11 protein-coding genes and 1 pseudogene are annotated in these 21,199 nt (G+C 41.6%); 4 read left to right on the forward strand and 8 right to left on the reverse strand.

What is annotated here, in order from left to right; translation table 11 throughout:
• The first annotated feature begins 1 nt into the window (after position 1).
• Together PAUR_RS09875 and PAUR_RS09880 are read left to right on the forward strand one after the other, a co-directional pair.
• On the forward strand, positions 2–250 hold the full coding sequence (locus PAUR_RS09875) for a DUF3862 domain-containing protein (RefSeq protein WP_192507592.1): 249 nt from the start codon (positions 2–4) through the stop codon (positions 248–250).
• A 389-nt stretch (positions 251–639) separates the two neighbouring features.
• The gene (locus tag PAUR_RS09880) at positions 640–2,175 is read left to right on the forward strand and encodes a two-component system response regulator (RefSeq protein WP_192507593.1); all 1,536 of its coding nucleotides are present in this window, start codon (positions 640–642) and stop codon (positions 2,173–2,175) included.
• Here PAUR_RS09880 and PAUR_RS09885 read toward each other — a convergent pair.
• Together PAUR_RS09885 and PAUR_RS09890 are read right to left on the reverse strand one after the other, a co-directional pair.
• The gene (locus tag PAUR_RS09885) at positions 2,105–3,079 is read right to left on the reverse strand and encodes an IS30 family transposase (protein WP_192507422.1); all 975 of its coding nucleotides are present in this window, start codon (positions 3,077–3,079) and stop codon (positions 2,105–2,107) included. The two genes, PAUR_RS09880 and PAUR_RS09885, sit on opposite strands and share 71 nt — an antisense overlap.
• Before the next feature lie 282 nt (positions 3,080–3,361).
• Positions 3,362–3,466 (reverse strand): annotated as a pseudogene (locus PAUR_RS09890) (transposase); the annotation flags it as partial.
• A 180-nt stretch (positions 3,467–3,646) separates the two neighbouring features.
• On the opposite strand from PAUR_RS09890, the gene PAUR_RS09895 reads away from it, so the two are divergent.
• Positions 3,647–4,612 carry a hypothetical protein gene (locus PAUR_RS09895; RefSeq protein ID WP_192507594.1) on the forward strand — a complete coding sequence of 322 codons (966 nt, stop codon included), beginning with the start codon at positions 3,647–3,649 and terminating at the stop codon, positions 4,610–4,612.
• Between the two features lie 241 nt (positions 4,613–4,853).
• On the opposite strand, the gene PAUR_RS09900 is transcribed toward PAUR_RS09895, so the two are convergent.
• The 6 genes from PAUR_RS09900 to PAUR_RS09925 all read right to left on the reverse strand — a co-directional run bounded on the left by PAUR_RS09900 (position 4,854) and on the right by PAUR_RS09925 (position 20,105).
• Positions 4,854–5,306: a hypothetical protein gene (locus tag PAUR_RS09900; protein WP_192507595.1), complete on the reverse strand. Its 453-nt coding sequence runs from the start codon at positions 5,304–5,306 to the stop codon at positions 4,854–4,856.
• A complete protein-coding gene (locus tag PAUR_RS09905; RefSeq protein WP_192507596.1) occupies positions 5,306–14,773 on the reverse strand; it encodes a SpvB/TcaC N-terminal domain-containing protein in 9,468 nt (3,155 codons plus the stop codon). The genes PAUR_RS09900 and PAUR_RS09905 overlap by 1 nt, the downstream gene beginning before the upstream one ends.
• A gap of 202 nt (positions 14,774–14,975) precedes the next feature.
• A complete protein-coding gene (locus PAUR_RS09910; RefSeq protein ID WP_192507597.1) occupies positions 14,976–15,758 on the reverse strand; it encodes a hypothetical protein in 783 nt (260 codons plus the stop codon).
• 62 nt (positions 15,759–15,820) lie between these two features.
• Complete coding sequence (locus tag PAUR_RS09915) at positions 15,821–16,621, reverse strand: hypothetical protein (RefSeq protein ID WP_192507598.1); 801 nt, start codon at positions 16,619–16,621, stop codon at positions 15,821–15,823.
• A gap of 70 nt (positions 16,622–16,691) precedes the next feature.
• Complete coding sequence (locus PAUR_RS09920) at positions 16,692–17,000, reverse strand: hypothetical protein (protein ID WP_192507599.1); 309 nt, start codon at positions 16,998–17,000, stop codon at positions 16,692–16,694.
• A 438-nt stretch (positions 17,001–17,438) separates the two neighbouring features.
• Complete coding sequence (locus PAUR_RS09925; protein ID WP_192507600.1) at positions 17,439–20,105, reverse strand: TonB-dependent receptor plug domain-containing protein; 2,667 nt, start codon at positions 20,103–20,105, stop codon at positions 17,439–17,441.
• 588 nt (positions 20,106–20,693) lie between these two features.
• Between PAUR_RS09925 and PAUR_RS09930 the strand changes: the two genes are divergently transcribed.
• Positions 20,694–21,008, forward strand: a complete 315-nt coding sequence (locus PAUR_RS09930) for a hypothetical protein (RefSeq protein ID WP_192507601.1) — start codon at positions 20,694–20,696, stop codon at positions 21,006–21,008.
• The last annotated feature ends 191 nt before the right edge of the window (positions 21,009–21,199 follow it).

Consider the following 21,199-nt stretch of genomic DNA (forward strand, 5'->3'; position numbering starts at 1 on the left):
CATGAAACAATTTCTTATCATTGCGGGATTACTCTCGCTTGCCGGATGCTCTAAAGTTTCGCTTGAAAACTACAATAAAATAGAAGTTGGAATGGACAAAACAGAATTAGAACAAGTTTTAGGTACTGCTGATAACTGTGAAGAAAAAACACTGCATACAAATTGTACATGGGGTGACGAAACACAGTATATTAAGGTTACCTTAGTAACCGATAAAGTCACTCTTTACACAAAAAAAGGGCTTGAGTAATTTCTCCTCTAACTCGATTTCACCTACAAAGTTAGGTGAGTTCACCGGAATTTCTTTGTTTATTTAAACATACAATTTAGCACTTGGCCATGGCGAGCAAATTACGCCATGGCTTTTTAAAACGGCTACATTACTTCATTCCCTGCGTATTTCTTCAGACCTACGGTATATCAAAAGATAAATAACGCAAGAATAAGTCGTTATTTATCTACCAAAATTAATATATGTCATGCTAAGGCTTTTTGGCTAAAGTAACCGCTAATTTCTGACTCCTTTATAAAATACCGACTATTTCAGGCCATTTTTTGACCTTATCATTTTTTACGTTAAAGTTAATAAGGTCAATGCTTTGGATCAGAGCGAATGCGCTATTTCTAGGAAATATGTAGATGGATATTCTAATTATCGATGATGATTGTGTAGATAGAAAGATTATTAAAAAATCATTGAGTGCATCAACCTCTAACGATCATCACATAGTGGAAGCAAGTTCTGTATTGCAAGGTATTAAAGCCATTAAAAACCGTAGCTTCGATGTCATCATCTTAGACTACCGTATGCCCGATGTTAATGGGCTAGAATTGCTTATCGAACTCCGTTCGAAACCCAACTTGGGTGACACAGCCATTATTATGGCGAGTGGCTCTGAAGAATCACACCTTTCACTGGCATGTATTGAAGCCGGCGCTCAAGATTTTATTTCAAAGCAAGACATCAACCGAGAAAGATTAGATAAAGCACTCCAGCAAGCTAAAACACGCTTTCAAATAGAACAAAAAAAGCATGCTAGCTACCTGCAAGTAAAAGAAATGGCAGAAAAAGATGCATTAACAGGGCTATCAAATCGTTATCATTTCGACGAGATGATTTCTGGTTTAATCGCAAATAGCAAACGAAATAAGCAAAGTATCGCGTTGCTTAGTCTCGATTTAGACTGCTTCAAAATAATTAATGATACATTAGGCCACAGCGCAGGAGACGCAATATTAAAAGAAGTCGTTAACCGTATCTCGTCATGCTTAAGAAGTAATGAGGGGTTTGCTCGAGTTGGTGGTGATGAGTTCGCCATCGTTATAGGAGGCATTCAATCCATATCAATTATCAGCGTTATCACAAATCGAATTTGTGATGTGTTTAAATCCCCATTTAAAGTAGAAAACCATGAGGTGTATTGTGGCGTCAGTATTGGCGTTGCTTTATTTCCAACAGATGCGTGTAACGCTCAAGAGTTGATGAAATGTGCTGACATTGCAATGTATCGAGCAAAACAAAGCGAAGATAATAACATTTGTTATTTCAAGAGCGAATATCAACAAACGTTTCATAGGCGTTTTAGTATTCAAAATAGCATGAGCACACTCTTACATAGTTCTAGCTTCACGCTTGTATATCAGCCTGTTTTTTCTACTATCACATCAGAATTAACCAGTATAGAAGCGTTGATACGCTGGCCAAAATTCGAGACTATATACACTCCTGATGAATTTATACCGATTGCCGAAGAGTCAGGAATTATGGTTGAGCTCGGACAATGGATAATAAACACAGCGATAGCACAATTATCAATATGGCACCATAAATTTAGCCAGAAGTTAGTACTCTCGATCAATATTTCCCCCTTACAACTTAGAGACGGTGAGTTTACTGAATTTCTTGTAAGTACCTGTCAAAAATCAGGTATTCATAATCAATATGTGACACTGGAAATTACTGAACCGACCCTTTTCAACAAAAATGAGATGATTACGCACACGTTAAAACACCTCTGCGAACTTGGCTTCAACATAGCACTTGATGGTTTTGGATTAGGGCTTACTTCCATTAATCTCCCGAATTCAACATGCAAGTGCACCACTATAAACTATCAAGTGAAAAGACTTCCTCAGGCGTCTGATAATCTAAAATCTTTCTTGGACGACTGTTAATTTTGTTTACTACTTCTTGTAGTTCATTATCAGTTATAGTCGAAAAATCTGTTTTTTTGGGGAAATATCGACGTATCAACCCATTTGTATTTTCATTTGTACCGCGCTGCCATGAACAGTAAGGATCGGCGAAGTAAATATCCATATTAAGCCTATTTTCAAGCTTATTAAAAAGTGAAAACTCTTTCCCATTATCAAGTGTAAGTGTCAGCCTCTTAGAAGTGGCTAACGTTATAAACATTGAAATCGTTGCTTTATTGAAAAGCTCTGCTGTTTTATTTTCTATTTTTTGGGCCATTAGATATTTTGTTGCTCGATCCACATGAGTAATTATATATCCAGAGCCTTTCTTTCCTTCAACAAGATCACCTTCCCAGTCGCCAATACGAGACCGTTTCTCAACGACATTAGGTCGTTCATGGATACTAACTCGGTTTTTTATCTTACCTCGTAAGTCCCCATATTTTCTTTGTTTTTTTCTCTTTTTGTGACGTTTTGGTAATGCTTTATAGAGCCCACCACCAACTTGATAGTCTTTAATAACCCATTGATAAATTGTCTCATGACTGACACATTCTCCCTTGTCATTTGGATGGTTTTTTTTAAGCCTTCCAGCTATGGCATCTGGTGACCAACCTTCTTGCAGTTTATGTACAACATGCTGATAAAGCGTTTTATTAGCAAACTTTTTTGCGTGCCTTGGTTTCTTTCTACGTTCGGCTGCCAAGTCTTCTGCAGATTCATCGAAGTAAGTATAGTAAGGGGGTTTATTCCTCTTTACTTCTCGCATAATGGTAGTGTGGTGTCGGTTAAGTAAACGGCCGATTGAGCGGTAACTTTCACCACTATTATGGCGATAATAGATTGCTTTTCGCTCAAAACTGTTAAGATGTTCATAAGACATTTCTCAGCTCCTAAAATGTATTTGGTCGCACATTTACATTAGCAGAAACTGAGAAGTGTCTTATTTCTATCTAGTTTTTATACGTGGTGCACTTAGAACTTGAATTCGGGATTTATGGTGGGTGTCTTGTTAAATTTTGAAATACAATGGTAATATTTGGTGTCAATTAAACTTACTTGTCTTTTGCGTGCTGTAGCCATGAGGAACCTGCCTACCTTTTAAGCTGAACCTAAAAGATAGACAATGAATGAAAAACAGTCAATTTATGGTGGGTGTCTTGTTAAATTTCTCTTCACCACACAAATACGCACGGCGAACACACCGTGAAATACAATGATAATATTTGGTATCAGTCAAACTCACTTGTCTTTTGCGTGCTGTGGCCATCGAGGAACCTGCCTATCTTTTAAGCTGAATTTAAAAGATAGGCAATGAATGAAGAACAATCAATTTTGAATGGGTGTCAGTTAAAATTTGTGCTCATTGCTCCAAAATTTCGCGGCTAAAGCGTGACAAGCTATACTTAAGCGAGACAAAGGCAGTAATAGAAAATTCAGCATCTTATGTATGCTGAATCAGCATGTCATGGCACGACCCAAAAAAGCGCTATCTAAGAAACTTCAGGCAATATCCACAATGTGTGCCATCTCATGTGAAATGCACATGCCTTTGTCTGGCTACGCCTTTGAGAAATACTTTGAACCTGAGAATTTTAAAGAGAGCAAAAGAACAGGAAAAACATACCGTTCTGACAAATATGATCGCTTTATCAAAAACGGGGTTTCCCCAACAGGAAAGTCATTATCGCGGATAAAAGAAAAGTGCCCTCATGCTTACCAACATTACTGCTCACCTTTTTGGCTAGCAATTGAAGAAAAGCAGCGCACTCAAAACCAATGGCAAGAATTCTACTTACAGCTTGACGAGTCTGTTAAAAGCTTAGTATTTGAGTTTTTATGGCATGGAAAGATCCTTGATGGCCGTGTCAAACAGGAAAACATGCCACTAATCAAACTAATACGAATAGGTAATGATCATGCAATTGCAGCCCTCATTGGTCTACTTCTTCAACAATGTAATCAAGATGCATGCGCTTTCGAATATATTGAAACACAGCTTTACAATGTAATATTTAACTTCCTCTCTTATTTTTTCCCATACAACATACAACTAACGATTTACGCATACTTATACAACCAAATCCTCAATAAACCCCAAGAGCGAATTAGGGAGTCCCCTTGGCCAGATAACCTTGAAGACGTCGCTTATATGCTCCAAATTGAGAACAAAAATTTATTGCTGGCTGAAGATCTTGGTCTGGTTTGGTCATGTGAACAAGGCAGAGAGTTTTACTTTTGGAAAATGATGGGAGACAGGCGCGAAATTGTGAAAGAAATGTCTCTTGCCCATCGACACGGGCAATGGAAGCTAACTGATCACCCCAAAGGCTTAAAATGGCTTATTAAAAAACTGAATACAACAAGACCCAAAAGCGAAAAACTAAGCACTGAGTATGTTTATCGGTACGGATAATTTATAACCATGGATGCTAATTTTGATCGGATCTATGCAATCGCAAATTGGATCAACTGCCAATTTCAATGGATTCTACAATTGCAAATTCCATTGCATTTAGGCAGCCATTCCAAAATTCATTTGCACCCGATCCAATCTAAATCGGCATCTATTCCGACAAAACTAGCAAGGCTAGATTTGGCTCATTAGATGCCGCCAGATAAACAATTTGAATGGCTGTCCATTTAGTTACATTTAGTTAGTACAAGACGTACTGTGAAGTACCTCCATTGGATAAATTGATTGTAATTTCATTCTCACATACCTGAAAGTCTTCATAAGTGTCGTCCAAGTTAACAGTATCTAATAGAACACCATTCTGCATACTAATTATTATCAACTGCATCTCTGAAAAAACAACAAGCTTATCAAATAGTTGAATATATTCACAATAAAAGTAGTCTAGTTCAAACACCTTGTGCGAATCATTATTAATAAGTATACAATTTTGATCAATACCAATGAATAAATATGAGTTACTAAGCTCAGAGATTTCAGGAGTTATTAAATCACTTGACCATGAAAACTTATAATCTACTCCATTTAGTTTTAATACAGCAAACCTTCGAGAGATCTCGCTTTGAATAAGTAACTCTTGCGCGGGGTAGTCATCATATTGACTCTTACTTAAATAACTGATACTAAACATCATTAATTATAAACCTTTGGGATTATCGTTGATACATTCGGTTTACTACTAAAGTTCCCACCTTTGTAAAAAAAGCTTGTTTGGATAGCACCTCTATTTCCAATTTTTAACTCTTTCATAATACTGACCCCGTGCTCAGTTTGCTGGCGCTTAATAAACTTCCCTTGAGAAAACGTTTTGGCGAATACTTTGTAAAGCTGCGCTTCTGTTTCAATACCAAGCGTTGTAAGATCTTTCAGATTTTGAGCAGACCTGACAATATTAGACTGTTTTCCTGTTGTCACTCTACCGAAGAAGTAATTGTATTTATTAGGGTCAATATTGAAGTTTCCAGAACGACTCCAACTTTGCCTCAACATAGTTGTGCTTGGGCTTACACTAAACATCCTGATCAACGGCGATCCCATAAACCCAGGTGCTGTAATTGAGCTCGCTAAAAGCGATTTATCCCACCAACGGCCTTCAGGGCCGAAAAGCCCATCATAAACAGATTTGATATCCCCATAGTTCCCTAACTGTGTCGCTTCAGCCGAATTAACCCAGCTATGAATGTCAAACCCTCCACAGCTTTGTACTCCAGCTTGACATTTCTGAACAGCTAACCAATCCACATTACCTTTTTGTTTGCTGCCCCCTTCTTTCGCCTTTTCACCTTGTCCGCCCAAGTCATTGATTGACTTCGTAGTGTTAACACTCGCATTCTGTTGCTGCGTGCCATTTGATTTTTGCGCCCAACCCGCAGCCAAAGATGCGTCAGCGTATGCAGCCGCTTTTTCTCCACCAGATGGTTCTATATTACCCATGGTAACAGTACAGCCTACTGCATTTTTTCCTTTAATACTCGTCCCGGTAGAACAATACCCACTCGGATCCGTCCCCGCCAGCGGGTTATTCATAATATACGAATAAGGATTTATCGACTGGCTATTCCCCGGTGCTTGAATAACCGGATCCACACTCATAAACCGCCCGAGGTTATAATCGTACACCCGACCGTTCATATGAATAAGCTGTTGCTCATCTAAATGCTCGTGGTCAGTAAAGCCGCGCATCGTGGTCGCCGTGTCCATATCATCTAACATGGCTGGCAGTTTTTGCTGACCGCTGGCTTCTTTTGGCTTACCAAATGGGTCGAAGTTACGCTCTGCTAACACGTTACCATTTTTATCGGTAAACAGTCGTGCGCTGCCGAGGCGGTCTCGGTGGGTGTAACGAATGGTGGCACTTTCCCCTTCACCTTGGCTTACAACTGCCACATCACCAATATAGGCGCGCCAGGTGGTTTTGCCATTTTTAACGTCTTCTTCATATGCGCCGGCGTAATACATGTGTGTTTCACCTGCGGTGCCTTTGCCTCTGATTTGCCTATAGCGCATGTGGTCTGGGCCATACATAAACTCGGTCGTAACCCCATGCTTGGTAATGCTGACAGGTTTATCTAACGCGTTATACGTGGCAGAGCTCAAGCCATCGCCTTTTATCATATTACCGCGAGCATCGTAGCTAAAACCAACCCAAGCACCATTTTTCTTAACTTGCTTAACTGCATTGCTGCCGCCACCACTGAACCCAGCTAACGACGTATCGTACTTATACTCTGACGCATAGTCTGTTTTTTTGGTTAAGTTACCCAGTGCATCATAGCCATAACTAATGGTCTCTATACCATTGACTGAGTTACTTGTGAGGCGATGTAAGCCATCATACACGTAGCTTTCACTAAACGTATGTTGATTGCCAATACTGCCCGTGCTCACTGTCATGGCGTTTAAGTTACCAAAACCATCGTAACCGGTGTACTGAAGCGACATCAATTGGTCGTTGCCGTCTTTGGTGGTCACACTGGTCATTTGACCATTGACGGTACTGTATAAGGTGGTTTGCGCTAACCCATTCCCCAAAGCATGTTGGGTAATGTTGCCCAATATGTCGCGGTTGCTCACTGTTTGATATACATAGTCACTGGCCGCATTTTTTATCGACTCTTGGTAACCTAGGTTGTTATAGGTGTACTCCAGCGTGAGGTTATTCGGATAACGTACTCCTTTTACTCGACCATAATTACCATCGTAAAAGGTGGTATTGGTATAGCTTTTGCCATCGCCTGATACGGTGTGAGTGGTTGGGCGGCCAAAGCTGTCAAACCCATAGCTATGTGATACGCCATTGCCTGATGAGCTGGTCATTTGACCATAGCCGTTACCTGCATCAAAGCCATAGCTTAAATCACTTTCACCGGTTGCGGTGCGCTTGGTTACTCGGCCTAATGTGTCAACTAAATAAGTCAACGACTGAACACCATTTCGCGCATCTATTTGCAATTCACCAAAGCCATTGTAAGCGAATGTACTTGTGCCCTGATTTGGGTCTTCCACCTTCACTTTATGACCTAACGCATTGTAATACGCCTTGATTTGATTTTTACCCGCATCTTGAATAACCGCAGGTAACCCTTGGCTGTTATAGCCATAGTAAGTGTGATTATCCAGCGCATCTTTGGTTGCAACCAATTGCTTTAAGCTATTGTAGGTACGCGACATTTGACCAAGCGATAGACCAAGGCAGTTTTCAGTCACATCAATGGTGGTGTCTAAGCCTGAATAACCGTAAGTCACGGTCATTGTACCTGTAGTGGTGCTGGTACATTGTTGTGCCACCGTTTTGGTCGTCGGGCGGCCCAGTACGTCAAAACCTGAATAACGGGTGCCTACCGCTGAGCCATTTGCTTTATACGGCATCGACTCAAAAGTAGTACGCCCTAAGCCATCATATGTCGTATCTTGATATGCCCACGTACCATCAAAGCTTTGTGTGGCAACACGCAGCGTTCGACCCAGTTTATCTTGATATATTCGCGACTCTGGTGTTCCCGCACTGAGCTGCTTTATCATCATAACCGTTTTGGCTGGGGCGTGTGTATCGCCCACCACTGATTGTATTGCGGTATACTGGATCGGTGCACCATCGACTTTGCTGCTATACGGACGATTTAGATTGTCGTACTGAATGGTACTCGTTACCCACGCGCTGGCGCCAACTTGTTGCATCTTTAACGTTGGTAAGCCTGTTGCAGGGTTCACTTGCGTAAACACTTGATGACCTTTGGCATTGGTGACGGTCAGTGGGAAGTACCCATCGGTTGCATTTGCTTTACCATCTTTAGAGTATGTCATTGTCACTGGGCGTGTTTGTGCCACCCACTTACCGGCACTATTGCGTACATTTGCCGTTTTGTTCACACTGGTCGGTAAACCATAGATATTAAATACCGTGGTGGTGGTCGAACCTTCACCTGATTTAGCCGTTCCTTCTAATCCTTCTACCTTGACTGTAGTTGGTTTACGGTTAGTGGCATACTCTGTAAACGTGGTTTTTATGGTGCTGGCTTTATCTAAGGTGGCATCTACACCGGGGTCACTTGTATGCCTACTAGTAACTGCGGCCTTCGTTACCGACACGCTGTCTACTATATTAGGCCACCACACACCATTATAACTACAGCCTATATACGCTGAAAAAGTTGTGTTTGTGGTTGTTTTATATGTCCCCCAGCTATCTTGGACGGTATTGGTTGAGTTGGTTACATTACCACATGCGTCAATATCAACTGCGCTATAGTCTGTACGTGTAACTTCTGATTTATCATCAATGTCGTTCTGTACTTGTAGTTTTGACTGCAAATAAACATGCTTCACGCCATCAATAGTATGACTGCTATTAACCTGCCAAGTTGATTGTGCAAAGCTGATGGCGCTTGTTTCATTTGTGAGTGTATCTAACTGACCTGCGGTGCGCGCGCTAAAATCATCAGGCAGGAAGCTTGCTTGGCGGAATACCTTGCCATGCATAGGAAAAACTTGTTTAAAGTCTGATTGAGACACCACACCCAACGTGCGGTTTTGCTCTATGATGCGCTCAAAGCCCATAAAGCCTCGACCTTGGGCATTATACACCGCCCCTCGGTACGCATAATCTGTATATTGTTTACCGCCAATACCATCATCTTGGCTAAACGTGGTAACCACATACATGCTTGAGGCAAAGTTCTGGTGCCCTTTGACGTAGTTCGTGCCTTTTTCATACAGCTTTTTAGCACCCGCTATTTTGGTATCAAGCCCTGATGAAAGTGGGCGATATGCCCAACCACTTTGATGGCCAACCCCATTGGTGACCGAGGTCAGCATATCAGATGGGGCATAATCACTGCCCGTTTCGCCAGACCCTGAGCCATAGTTACGGCTTACATTGACTTTGCCTTGTGCAAAACCACTCGGTGGTGCAGTACTGAAATTACATCCCAATGACCCAGATGAATCACAGCGGTAACCATAGTTGAAAATCATATCAACTAACCCATCACCTTGCCCATCAACCAACATACTGTGGTTACGTGAACCATAAAACCCCGTAGTGTGGGCACTAAATGCCCCATTACTCAAACGAATGGCTTTATATTGATAAATACTGCGGTCGTAGCGCGTATCTAGTGTCTTAACATAGGCGAAATTACCGGCGCCTATTTTCTCAAGTGCGTTATCAAATTGATCTCCACAAACTTCACCTTTAGTGAAACCACTGTCTATTGTTGCTTCAATACAGTGGCTTACTGTAACCGTAGCGGGGTATAATATTTCCTCTTTACCATCATTATCAATGTCGCCAATTTGTAAGGCGTTCGCGTATTTTGGTTCATAAGCCGCGTCCCTAACCTCATCATCTGAACCATAGAATTCCTTATATATAACTTCCCGCATTGGCATATTAAGCTCAGTATCATGAAAGTCGGAAAACGTCCCGCCCTGATTATATCTTACATACAAACGCGTTTTATTCGTACTGCGATTATTGGGAGATTTCCACCCTAGCCAATCCTGTAGCCCGTCACCGTTCACGTCGGCAAAGAAGTAAAAGCGGGTATACTGCGTAGAACCACCATCGCTACCATAGCTACCACTATCAGGTAACCCCGTTCCACGCTGTAAGCTCACGGTATTCTCACTGGCATGGGTAAAATAAAGGGCATTGATGGGCGCTTGTCCGACTACAGCTTGGTCCCTGCGTCGGTCCCAGCCATCCGTTACATAAAAGTCAGCTAACCCATTCCCATCTAAATCCCCCATAGGCACAATATTGTACATCGTGGTATGTGGCATTTCGGGGATATTTTTATCTAACGTCATGAGCACTGACTGATTTGCTGCAGTATAAGGCGCAGTAATATTGCCACTGTGATAATAAATTAGCACTTGATCTGCATGAGTAGAAACAAACTTGTTCAAAATAAGGACATCGGGATAGCTATCACCATTGTAATCTTGAACCGCAAGTATATTCGCTAACGCTTCTACTTGAATATCCGTGGTCCCAGCTTTAACACTGCCATCTTTATTATTAAGGGTATACTGTAAGTTTCTGCCTGTGCCAGATAGAACCAAGTCAAGTTGATCAGAGTAACCGTCTAAATTGAGGTCTGCGGTTTTTTGATGACAATTTTGTACCGCCCCGCCATCATAAACACACGAATTGGTTGGGTGCGTGTTGTTAACACTGACGCCTTCTGCATTAATATATTTACCCGGCCAGTCGCGCGCGCCATCTCCATTACGGTCAGCAACTGGTGCGTTTTGGGTAATGGTTGTTAATGTTTGAATGTCTAAATGTTCATTCTTAACCGTCATCGCAGTGTCTTGCCATGTGAACGACGTTGCTGGTAAACACGTTGTATTTGCGCATAGTTGTACAGATTCTATTAGCTCACGCGACGTTGCGGCACTGGTTTTATAGGTCAATGTCAGGCTATTTATTTCTGAGGTATTATTATACGTTACAATTCGCTTTAGCCGCTGTGTTGACTCGTAATACCCTCCAGCCATATACCCTGAACGGGACGCATTTTTACCTTCGTATTCAAACTGAACTGTTTGTTGGCCTTTTTCGCTTTCACTGTTACCGGTATACGCGATTTCTGTCAGCAGTTTTTCAGCAACACCATAGTCTGTATAAGTGTAATGCATATAGTTGTTCGCTGTTGCATCATGCTGATGGCTTATTAACCATGTGTTTGTTTGCGTACGACCTGAGTGAGTCACACGCGAATCTGCCTTTTGACCAAAATACGCCGTGGTACCGTTGGCATATTCAGCTGTAAATGACACACTCCCTGAGTTTAATTTACCAGATTGCGTTACTCGAACCAAACTTTCAAGCTCGGTGCGGTACACGGTATTATCTTGCCCATATAGACCACTGACATTAATTAAGCGTTGGCCGTCTAGGCATAGTTTGTCATTGTCATTGTACTGTGGATTTTGGGTAAAGCTATCTTGGGCATACGTTGCTGCGCATCGGCTAATTTGTGAGCCTGCCGACAGTGCAAAACCAACCCCAGCAATGCCATTGCCTGAACGCGATGAGTAATTAAGTGAAACGCTTGGCTGCACACCATTTCGACCTGGAGGTAAAGGCATAGGAATACGATAACTTGCCGCACCACCACTCACACTTGCACTGCCTGTGGCAGTACCTACATTGCCAGCTGTTGGCGCGGTAATATCAACTAACTTTGCATCAGGCAATGCCGCTGTCGTTGTTTCTGAGAAGCCCAACGTACTTGGCTCAATAACATAGTTCCACAAACTACATTTATCATAACTGAAACATATTTTGATCCGGTACGTTCGGCCATTTCCGGCTGGCAAGGTATAACTTGATTGATTGCCATCTAATGTTGCCCAAGCTTGCCAATTCAAGTTCGCATTATCATGACAATTTGCCGAACAATTTGCGCTTTCTATGGTATAACTCACCGCCCCATTAATTGCCGGCCATGACAGGTCTACTCCATTAGAGCTAAGTTGAAACCCTGATAGATCATAAATGCGCGCTCTTGCAAAGTTACCGCATGTACCTGCGGTATCACATGCAGCAACTCGGTATACAACACTATTCCAACCTTCGATATAGTCACTTGCACTTACCGTGACACTGCATGATTTGTATGTTTTCCCCGCGACAACCTGTTGCGTCATATTTTGACACGCTGCGGTTTGCCAAACACCAACCCCCACCATACGCTCTAATTGATAGTTAGCCGCTCCCGCGATATGAGACCAAGTTAGGGTATATTCACTTTGCTTGTTTGGTTGTTGGGCAACATCAAACTCTGCTGGCTTTTCATACACCACTTTATCAACCACAGCGCACTTGGTATGGGTGAAATCACTTTTTGACCCATCGTTGAAAACAGTGAGTACTTTGTAACAATACTCGCGCCCTTTAGCATGCGGACCTCGCTCAACATTCATCAAAGTTTGCGTTATTTTTGGCAAATTAGAAGCGGGGTATACACCAATTAGATTTTGTAATTCACCATACAACTCGTACTCTTTAACATCTAATGCTTGTGCTTCACACCAAGATATTGCGATTTTCTCGCCTGTATTCACTCTCTCAGGTACGTTTAAACATGCTGGCGTCAAATGCACATTAGACGGTGAGTCTAAATAGGCACTCGGATTAAAGTTGCGATAAAATACCCTATTATGATTACCGCACACCCCTTGGGCATCACACGCGGAGACTCGATAAGCCATATGAGAAGTTCGACCATAATAGTATTTATGGAAGTCACTAAATTGCTGATGCAGCTGAGTTTCAGAACCGTAATACACCGGCTGCCAAAGCACCGTGTCTGGTGTATATCTACCCGGATCATAGGTCTGTTGCTCTAATAAATATTTTACAGGTGGAATATCTGACGATTCAATTGACGGCGCTTGCCAACTAATCTTAAAGTCTTTAGTGCCGATTTGTACCATTGTGAAATGAGTGACCGCATCGTAACGTTTAAAGCCAACAACAGTACACATAGTTGGCGTATAAGGCCCATGGGTATGATCTGTAAACCAGGCTCGAACTTTATAACAATACTCTCGCCCAGGCGCGAGCTCGCTGGCCGGTCTATAAAGTACGGAATAATCATTTGCATCTGCAGTGAATACATACTTTGCAATCGCACCTTTTAGCTCGCCCTGCACTTCGTACATTTTAATTGGAAGGTCGATTTTAGGCTTTTTCCAGCTGATCCTTATTTGACTGCTTTGCGTTACTTTTTCTGGTACGTCAAAGAATTGCGGGGTTCTGTTGTCGACCCCCGTAATCACTTTTGTAAAACTTGTGTCGATTGTTCGTGGATAAGCACAAAAGTCATTTCCTCTGGCTTTAATACATGCTTCTACCCGAAAGTTGTATTCCCCTTCAAGGTGTTGCGTTACAGTGTAGTTATTATCGCGAATATTCGCATAACGTGACTCCCAAGCGGATCCACGGCGTGACATAGTCAAAGCATAATAATTGGCATCTTTTACGCTATTCCAGTTAAAATTAATCTGGCTACTAGAGGCCTGTACAGCTTGGATATTAGTTGGTTGTGCACCCACCACATGCGCAGCTGGCACGGTATAACTAATCGAGCTTGCTGACGTACATTGATTTTTATTGTCACAAGCCTTTATTCGATAATTTTGCTGGCCGTGCAAATCAAAGGTGTCAATTGTATGCACTTGTTCAAAGGTGCTTTGTTGTATACGTGCCACTGTTTTCCAGTGTGTATCTTCGCTTTGTGTACTATGACGCGTTAATACACTTTGAAGTCGCGAGCGCATGTTAATAAATGTTTTTGCAACAGGGACTTGATAACTTTCACGTTCAATTTCATATGTAACCGCTCCAGGTACATCACGCCAAGAAATTTTGTGTACCCCGAAATCAACAGCCACTTGATTTACGTCCGACGGCGCATTCAATACCCGAGTACCAATCACGGTGCAAATTGCGTTTGATGAAGCAAGCATACTGCCTTGCGCGTCAACCCCATTCACTTTAAAACAGTATTTGCCATCTGCTAGGCTTGGGTGATCAAAAGATTGCGCGGCATCCCCATAAGACCAATTACCTGTATATACGGTCTCATAATTGCCGTTTATAGCAGTACTACGTTGAATTCGATACATTGCTGCGTTAGGCACATTGGCCCAACTGATCTGAAATGGCTGCCCAGCGTCAATCACCTGAGGTAATGACAAATATGCAGGAGCGCTGTCACCCGCACCATTTAAACTCACAGTCACTTCATTAGCATAATCTTGGCAAAGCTGCGCTGAGCTACACCCCACCACTCTAAATTCAACGTCTCCAGTGACTTCATTGGCTAAAACAAACTGGTTGTCTGTGACAATGACTTCTTGCCATTTATTTCCCGCAACTTTATACATGACTTTGTATTGGGTTACATTCGCCTGTGGGTACCAAGTGAGCACTCTTTGGCCCTGTGCATTAATATCAAAAGTGGTGCTGTACTTATCCCATTCATGGCGGGTATTGGCAGGCTTTGCTGGCTGCTCTGGGCGTTCATCAAGTAAATTATACGTTGCAATAGGCAACCACGATTTACTCGCATAGGCACTGCTCATAGAGCAGCACATAATACTACATACTAAAAATATACTGAGGTGTCTTAAATTCATTTTAACTGGCTCAATTTAGCGAATGAATAATATAGGTGTGGTGTTTTTATCATATTGTTTGATCAGCCTCGCTGTCTCTGAAAAACACGCTAATAAGACCTATAAATATACCGGTAGCAACTCGTTTAAATGTATGACTCATCACTCTCTACCTAGATTTAATCTTACACGGGCCAAAGCCGCATATTGGATGAGGGTTAGTTGCTATCTTTGCTTTTAAATACCCATTGCGATTTGCGCGATTCTTACAAACCCCGCTTGTTCCCAATACAGAAGATGTTGTTATAAACGTATACTCACCAACTATTTCTAATAGCCGCCCACCGAAATAACCTGGGCTAGAATTTGCTCCCTGTGTGTAAACCTCACCTCGGCAGTCTGGCTCAGTAAAAAAGGCTTCTCCGCTTCTTAGATTCTCATGAGGTTTAATATCTATTAAAGACGCATCATCCTCATTAGCTAAAACCCAGTAACGGCGTGGATTAGAGCTTCGGTCTATTTCAAAAATAGTACCCACCTTGGTTACGCCATCCCATTTATACAAACTCAACTGCCCACTGCTACCACGGGTTGTATTTGCTATGGTATCTCCAACCTCAACGCTTTGGGCACGCTCATATCCGGTACTGTTGGCACAATCATTGGCTGAGGTGACTGATATACTGCGGTTATCTGTCATGGCGGCAACCAGTAAGGTATAACTGGCTTTACCTGCGGCGCTTTTTAACGACAGTGTCCATTGTTGATTATTCGCGGATGCCACACAGTTAGGTAAAGTGTGCGACTTAGCATGTGATGTTGAAAAATACACCGTATCACCATCCACTTTAATATTGGTGATTTTATTGTCTGAGGCAACGGCACTGCCGCTGTACAACAGAGTTAACGCTGTTGTCAGCACAGCTGTAGCAGTATTTAATTTTTGAGACATGTAAGAAATTCCATATTTTTCTTATTTTTAGATGATTAGATTTAGTAAAGGGCAATATACAGCTACTGCGTTCGAATTTGGCATGGGGCTACACCACATGTTCGGTCTATAGCATTCAGATTTGTTACTATGACGCTTTTATATTGCCCAGACATTGAATGGCACTGACTGCCAGTTTGTTGCTTATATGATTTTACATAACGCTGTGATGGTGCATTTCCAACATGAAAGAAGTGGCCATTGTTGAAATTTTCATTATAGCTCAATTTAGTTGTATCAACGGCATCAAGCGCGACGTCGCCGGTACAATCGGTATTTGTATAATAGACCCATACCGGCTGCATATTATAATAAGGGGCGACACTGTCTAACCACTTATCCCCTTCGTTTCTCAACAACTGGAATGACGTACTATTACCTATCCCAGTTATACTATAGATAGTACCCACCTTTGTAACGCCATCACCTTGGTATAAGGTCATTAACTTACTGCTTCCAGCCCCACTTTGTTGACTGGCATTACCCACTTCAACGCTTTGTGCGCGCTCATACCCGGTGCTATCGGCACAATCATTGGCTGAGGTGACTGATATACTGCGGTTATCTGTCATGGCAGCAACCAGTAAGGTATAACTGGCTTTACCTGCGGCGCTATTTAAAGACAGCGTCCACTGTTGATTATTCGCGGATGTTACACAGTTTGGTAAAGTGTGCGACTTAGCCTGTGATGTTGAAAAATGCACCGTATCACCATTCACTTTAATATTGGTGATTTTATTATCTGAGGCAACCGCAGTTGCTGACATAACTAACGAGGTAGCCGCCAATGCACTGGCTGTAAGTGTATTAAGTGTGAAGTTCATGATAAGAAGTCCATTATTTATATGAGTGTGAGGGTGCTTTAAAACGCTAGCTTAGTTATAACTTACTGAGTTAGTTGTAACTTACCGAAATAGCGCGTGGTGTTTCATAACCGGCTTTATCACTGCACGTCAGTGTCGACTCAACGGTTACTTTTGAAGAAGAAGACTGAGCATGAAGCAAAGCGCGGTACAAATCAGGGCCATTTTGTGCGTTTAGAGAAAACGCCCAAACATTGCTATTGCCTGCTTCAACACATGCTGCTGAGGTTTGATTTAAATACGTAAAATAGACAATGTCATCGACAATTTTTACGTTTGATATATTTGCCAAAGCCGTGTTTGAAAAAAGTGCGCTTAAAATGAGCAGCTTTGTATGCATTACCGCTTTTACTATTAATTTAATAGGCATAATGTAGAGTGGTAAGTTAAAGGGGCCGCATTTTAATCAAAATATCGTCAGGTGTCAAAATAGGTAACGTACAATTATTCAATTACTTCCAACAATAAAATAAAAAATAAAGCGATACAGTAAACTGCACGAATGGCGGAGTTAGCCCCTTTTTACGCTGCGGGGGCACTGTGCAGCATAACCGCCATATAATCTTAACGTATGAATATATTGAATGTGTGCGCTCAAAACTTCAGCGGCTCAACAACGTTCCTCAATATTTCGCTATTTAGTACTTTAGAGGTTTAATGTGACCTACAGAAGCTACTGCATAAAAAAACCCAGCTTATCGCTGGGCTTTTTATGTACATTAATCAACGCGTATTACTATATGTGTTTAGTTAAATGCGTTTAGTTAAATGCGTTTAGTTAAAATTTATAATTAAATTTAATATACGCTTGTCGTCCTAGTGCACTGTGGGTTTTATTATCTACTCCCATTGATTCTGATGGTGCTTGAGGCGCTTCTTCATTAAATAAGTTGGCTGCACCGACTGTCAGTACCAGTTTATCAAAACCAACATAGCTGACGGTGGTATCAACGGTTGTCCATGAGTCAATTTCAAACTTATTGCCATCGCTGTCTTCTAAGTCTTTATATGAATCAATGTGGCTCACACTTAAGGTGGCCACCCAATCGTCACGATTCCAATCTACACCACTGGTCCAACGCAGTTCAGGGTGTTGGTATTCACCGTTACGGTCATCAATCACGTTAATACGATTACCTGCGTCGTCACTTTCAAACGTTTGCTCTTCAAAGTTAAGCGCATACGTTAAGTTATAATTGAATTTAAACTCACCTAAATTGTCGGTCATTAATTTATATTCTAAATTAACATCAAAGCCATCTGTTTCACGGCCACCAATGTTCACAAAGGTGTCGTTAATTTGTAAAATACGACCCAGTGTACTGCCCTGATTTGGTGCGCGTACTACAAGGCTTGTATCACTGCCACAACAATCAACCAGTTTTTGTGCGCCAATTTTCTTGATCAGGTTTTCTTGATCATAGTTCCAATAATCAACACCAATACTGAAGTTATCTGTTGCTTCCCACACCACGCCTAAGTTGAAGTTTTCAGACTCTTCTGGCTGCAAGTTTTTGTTACCCGCCACAATCGCAGTGTACTCTGTTGGTTCACAATCCACTTCAGCACCTGTTTGACGACAACGCTCTTTATCAATCACACTGGGGGATTCATCGGTACGGCCTAAGTGTAACTGAACCAGCGAAGGCGCTCTAAATGCGGTACCCCAAGAACCCCTTACAACAAGCTCATCAATCGGTGACCAACGAAATGCCACTTTTGGATCGGTAGTTGTACCAAAGTCACTGTAATCTTCATGACGCACAGCCAATTGCAGTTCGAGGGTTTCAAGTACCGGAATACTAAATTCAGCGAACACAGCAGTATTGTCACGGTCGCCATTGGCTTGTGTTGCTTCTGTACCAAATATTTCGCCACGTAGATACTGGCTATCTGGGTTATCTTCGATTTTCTCATAGCGATGTTCAAAACCAAATGCCGCTGCGATATAGCCCGCATCTAATTCATACAACTCGCCAGAAATAGTACCATCTAAAGATTGCATCGTAGATGATCCATAACGTGTTGTTGTGGTCTCGAAAAATGCTAACCCTTCCGCTGTATTTGTGCTGGGTTCAAACGGGTTCCATAAACCTGTATCGATTGCTTGCTGCGCCCTCACCTTATTCGGGAAACCGTCAAATCCGCGCTCTACCGCACTTGAACGGATCATGGAATAAGCCACTTCCCAATCCCACTCTTGAAAGTTACCACGGGCGCCTAGTACGCCTCGATAATATTCTGAGTCCACATCTTTCTTTCGGTTGCCAATATCAAACGTACGACGGCGCATTGAAATATCAACACCATGTAGGAAATGGCTTGGGTCGTTTGCAAGAGGATGATTTGGGTTAGTACCACTCATTGTTAATTCTGTAAAACTTGGGCTGCCAGCCCCTTGAATAAAAGTTGACGTATGCTGTGCCGAAAACTCTGCGAAGCCTTCAACATCATCCATTATTTCTTGCACACCATTATAGTTAAAGCTATAGCGCTCGGTTGATGGCACTAAACTCATGTGCGGTGCATAATCATATCGGCATATATCACCAATGATCAGCGAAGGGTCACATTTGTCATTCCCCCACACATCTGCAAAAATCGTTTGCCTAACTTGTGTGCCATCATCTTCAACGCGTACCACAGGCAATGCATTCCACTGAGCTTCAGTCAGCATGCTACGCACCACTTCAACGCTACCTGGAATACCTGAAGAACTTAGGGCATTGTTACCACCGCGAAAGCGCTGATCAGCTGTAGCCGCGTAGTCTCTATCTGAATAAAAGATATCGCCGCGTTTGAAATAGTCTAGCGAGAAGTTATGGTTGCCCTTGTCATTTGATGAGCCCCACAAAATAGTGAAATTGTGTTCTTCTCCGCCGCCATCGGCTGTATCAGACACTTTACCCGACACTTCAAACCCTTCAATATCGTCGCGTAAGATAATATTAATTACCCCAGCTACCGCATCAGAGCCATACGTTGCCGACGCACCATCTTTTAGAATATCGATACGTTTAACCGATGAAATAGGAATACTGTTTAAATCTACAAATGATGTTTCGATGTCTTTTGCAAACGGGCTCACAGCAACGCGGCGGCCATTAATTAAAACTAACGTAGAAGATGCACCTAAGCCACGCAAAGCAACACTTGACCCCCCATTGGCGGTATCATCACTTGAGTTACCTTGTGTACTAAATGTACCAGCGCCTGATACGGGTAACTTTTGCAGGGCACCAATTAAATCGGTTGAGCCCGTTGCCGCAAGATCCGACGCAGACAATGATTGAACCGGTGATGGGCCTTCCATATCTGTTCGCTTGATATGCGAACCAGTTACCTCAATTCGTTCCACTTGATTTTCTTCTGCAGAAAGCGCTGCACCAGAGTGTGCAAGCAAGATTGCTGCTGACAATGCACTGAACTTAAATGTTGTCTTCATTATGTTTGTCCCTGTTGTAGTGTAAGTTATTGTTTTAATTAATCACATAGAGTTTTATCACAATTTAAAAAGACAAACAAATCAACATATTTACAACAAAAACAAAAACCACGTACACAAAATAACAACAAAAAAACAGTAATTAGCCCTTATAACATGTACCTTTAGTTATTTTATTTAGCTTTACTGAATGGAGTGATTAAAAAAACCACACTCCACACAGCATTAAAATTCGCATTTTTTAACATTAAAGGTACATAGCTGCGCCTGGTGAGTCTCTTGTTACCTTATTTAAAGCGCTCTACAGCCTACCTTTTGTCGTGTTTCACAAAACGACTTAAAATTATTTAGATAATTGTAAGTAAATGAGAATACATAATTAGAATCTATATTTGCATTAGATATATTAACAATATAAATACAAATGGCATACAATATACATTTCAGTATTGCATTTGATGAAACTCAATTCACTTAAACTCTGATCAAAAGAATAAATAACCCTTGATTTACGATATTTTATGAATAAAATCACCTTCGTTATAAAGTTGTAACTCTATAAACCAAAATAGACCTTAAGGATGAATTATGAAAAAACTAATCGCTGCATTGATTGCAGCCACGACGTTAACCGTATCTGCGCAATCAGATGAAATTAACACACAATTATTGAGCCAAAAAATAAAAATTGTCGCAATAGGACAAAGTGGTTTTGATCCAAGGTGGCGGGAACCAACCTGCAGTATTACAAAAACAGATAAAGATGAGTTTGGTCAGTCTTATATGATAAGCCATTTTGATATGTGTACCTGCCAAAACAGCTTAAAAGCCAGTTATTTAATCGAAGATACTCAAGATAACCCAGATCAAAAAGCCGTTATTTGTTACATTCCCAATAACTAATTCGTATCGTCAGTCGTTTTATTAAACGACTGACTTCACATTAACTTCAATCTTCAACCTTCCACACATTACTTATAGATTTTTGATTAAAAACAAACACAACGACTCAACCTCACTACTGATATTCTTATTCTGTTAAGCACCCCGAAATTCATTCCTATGGTGTTTTTGTAAGTTATTACTCATAAAGT

Source organism: Pseudoalteromonas aurantia 208 (assembly GCF_014858725.1).
Lineage (GTDB): Bacteria > Pseudomonadota > Gammaproteobacteria > Enterobacterales > Alteromonadaceae > Pseudoalteromonas > Pseudoalteromonas aurantia.

What these genes read in the sequence shown, in the direction of transcription:
- PAUR_RS09880 (WP_192507593.1), top strand. Translation starts at nt 640, where the DNA reads ATGGATATTCTAATTATCGATGATGATTGTGTAGATAGAAAGATTATT.
- PAUR_RS09895 (WP_192507594.1), top strand. Translation starts at nt 3,647, where the DNA reads ATGCTGAATCAGCATGTCATGGCACGACCCAAAAAAGCGCTATCTAAG.
- PAUR_RS09915 (WP_192507598.1), bottom strand. Translation starts at nt 16,621, where the DNA reads ATGAACTTCACACTTAATACACTTACAGCCAGTGCATTGGCGGCTACC.
- PAUR_RS09910 (WP_192507597.1), bottom strand. Translation starts at nt 15,758, where the DNA reads ATGTCTCAAAAATTAAATACTGCTACAGCTGTGCTGACAACAGCGTTA.
- PAUR_RS09905 (WP_192507596.1), bottom strand. Translation starts at nt 14,773, where the DNA reads ATGAGCAGTGCCTATGCGAGTAAATCGTGGTTGCCTATTGCAACGTAT.
- PAUR_RS09875 (WP_192507592.1), top strand. Translation starts at nt 2, where the DNA reads ATGAAACAATTTCTTATCATTGCGGGATTACTCTCGCTTGCCGGATGC.
- PAUR_RS09885 (WP_192507422.1), bottom strand. Translation starts at nt 3,079, where the DNA reads ATGTCTTATGAACATCTTAACAGTTTTGAGCGAAAAGCAATCTATTAT.
- PAUR_RS09900 (WP_192507595.1), bottom strand. Translation starts at nt 5,306, where the DNA reads ATGATGTTTAGTATCAGTTATTTAAGTAAGAGTCAATATGATGACTAC.
- PAUR_RS09925 (WP_192507600.1), bottom strand. Translation starts at nt 20,105, where the DNA reads ATGAAGACAACATTTAAGTTCAGTGCATTGTCAGCAGCAATCTTGCTT.
- PAUR_RS09930 (WP_192507601.1), top strand. Translation starts at nt 20,694, where the DNA reads ATGAAAAAACTAATCGCTGCATTGATTGCAGCCACGACGTTAACCGTA.
- PAUR_RS09920 (WP_192507599.1), bottom strand. Translation starts at nt 17,000, where the DNA reads ATGCATACAAAGCTGCTCATTTTAAGCGCACTTTTTTCAAACACGGCT.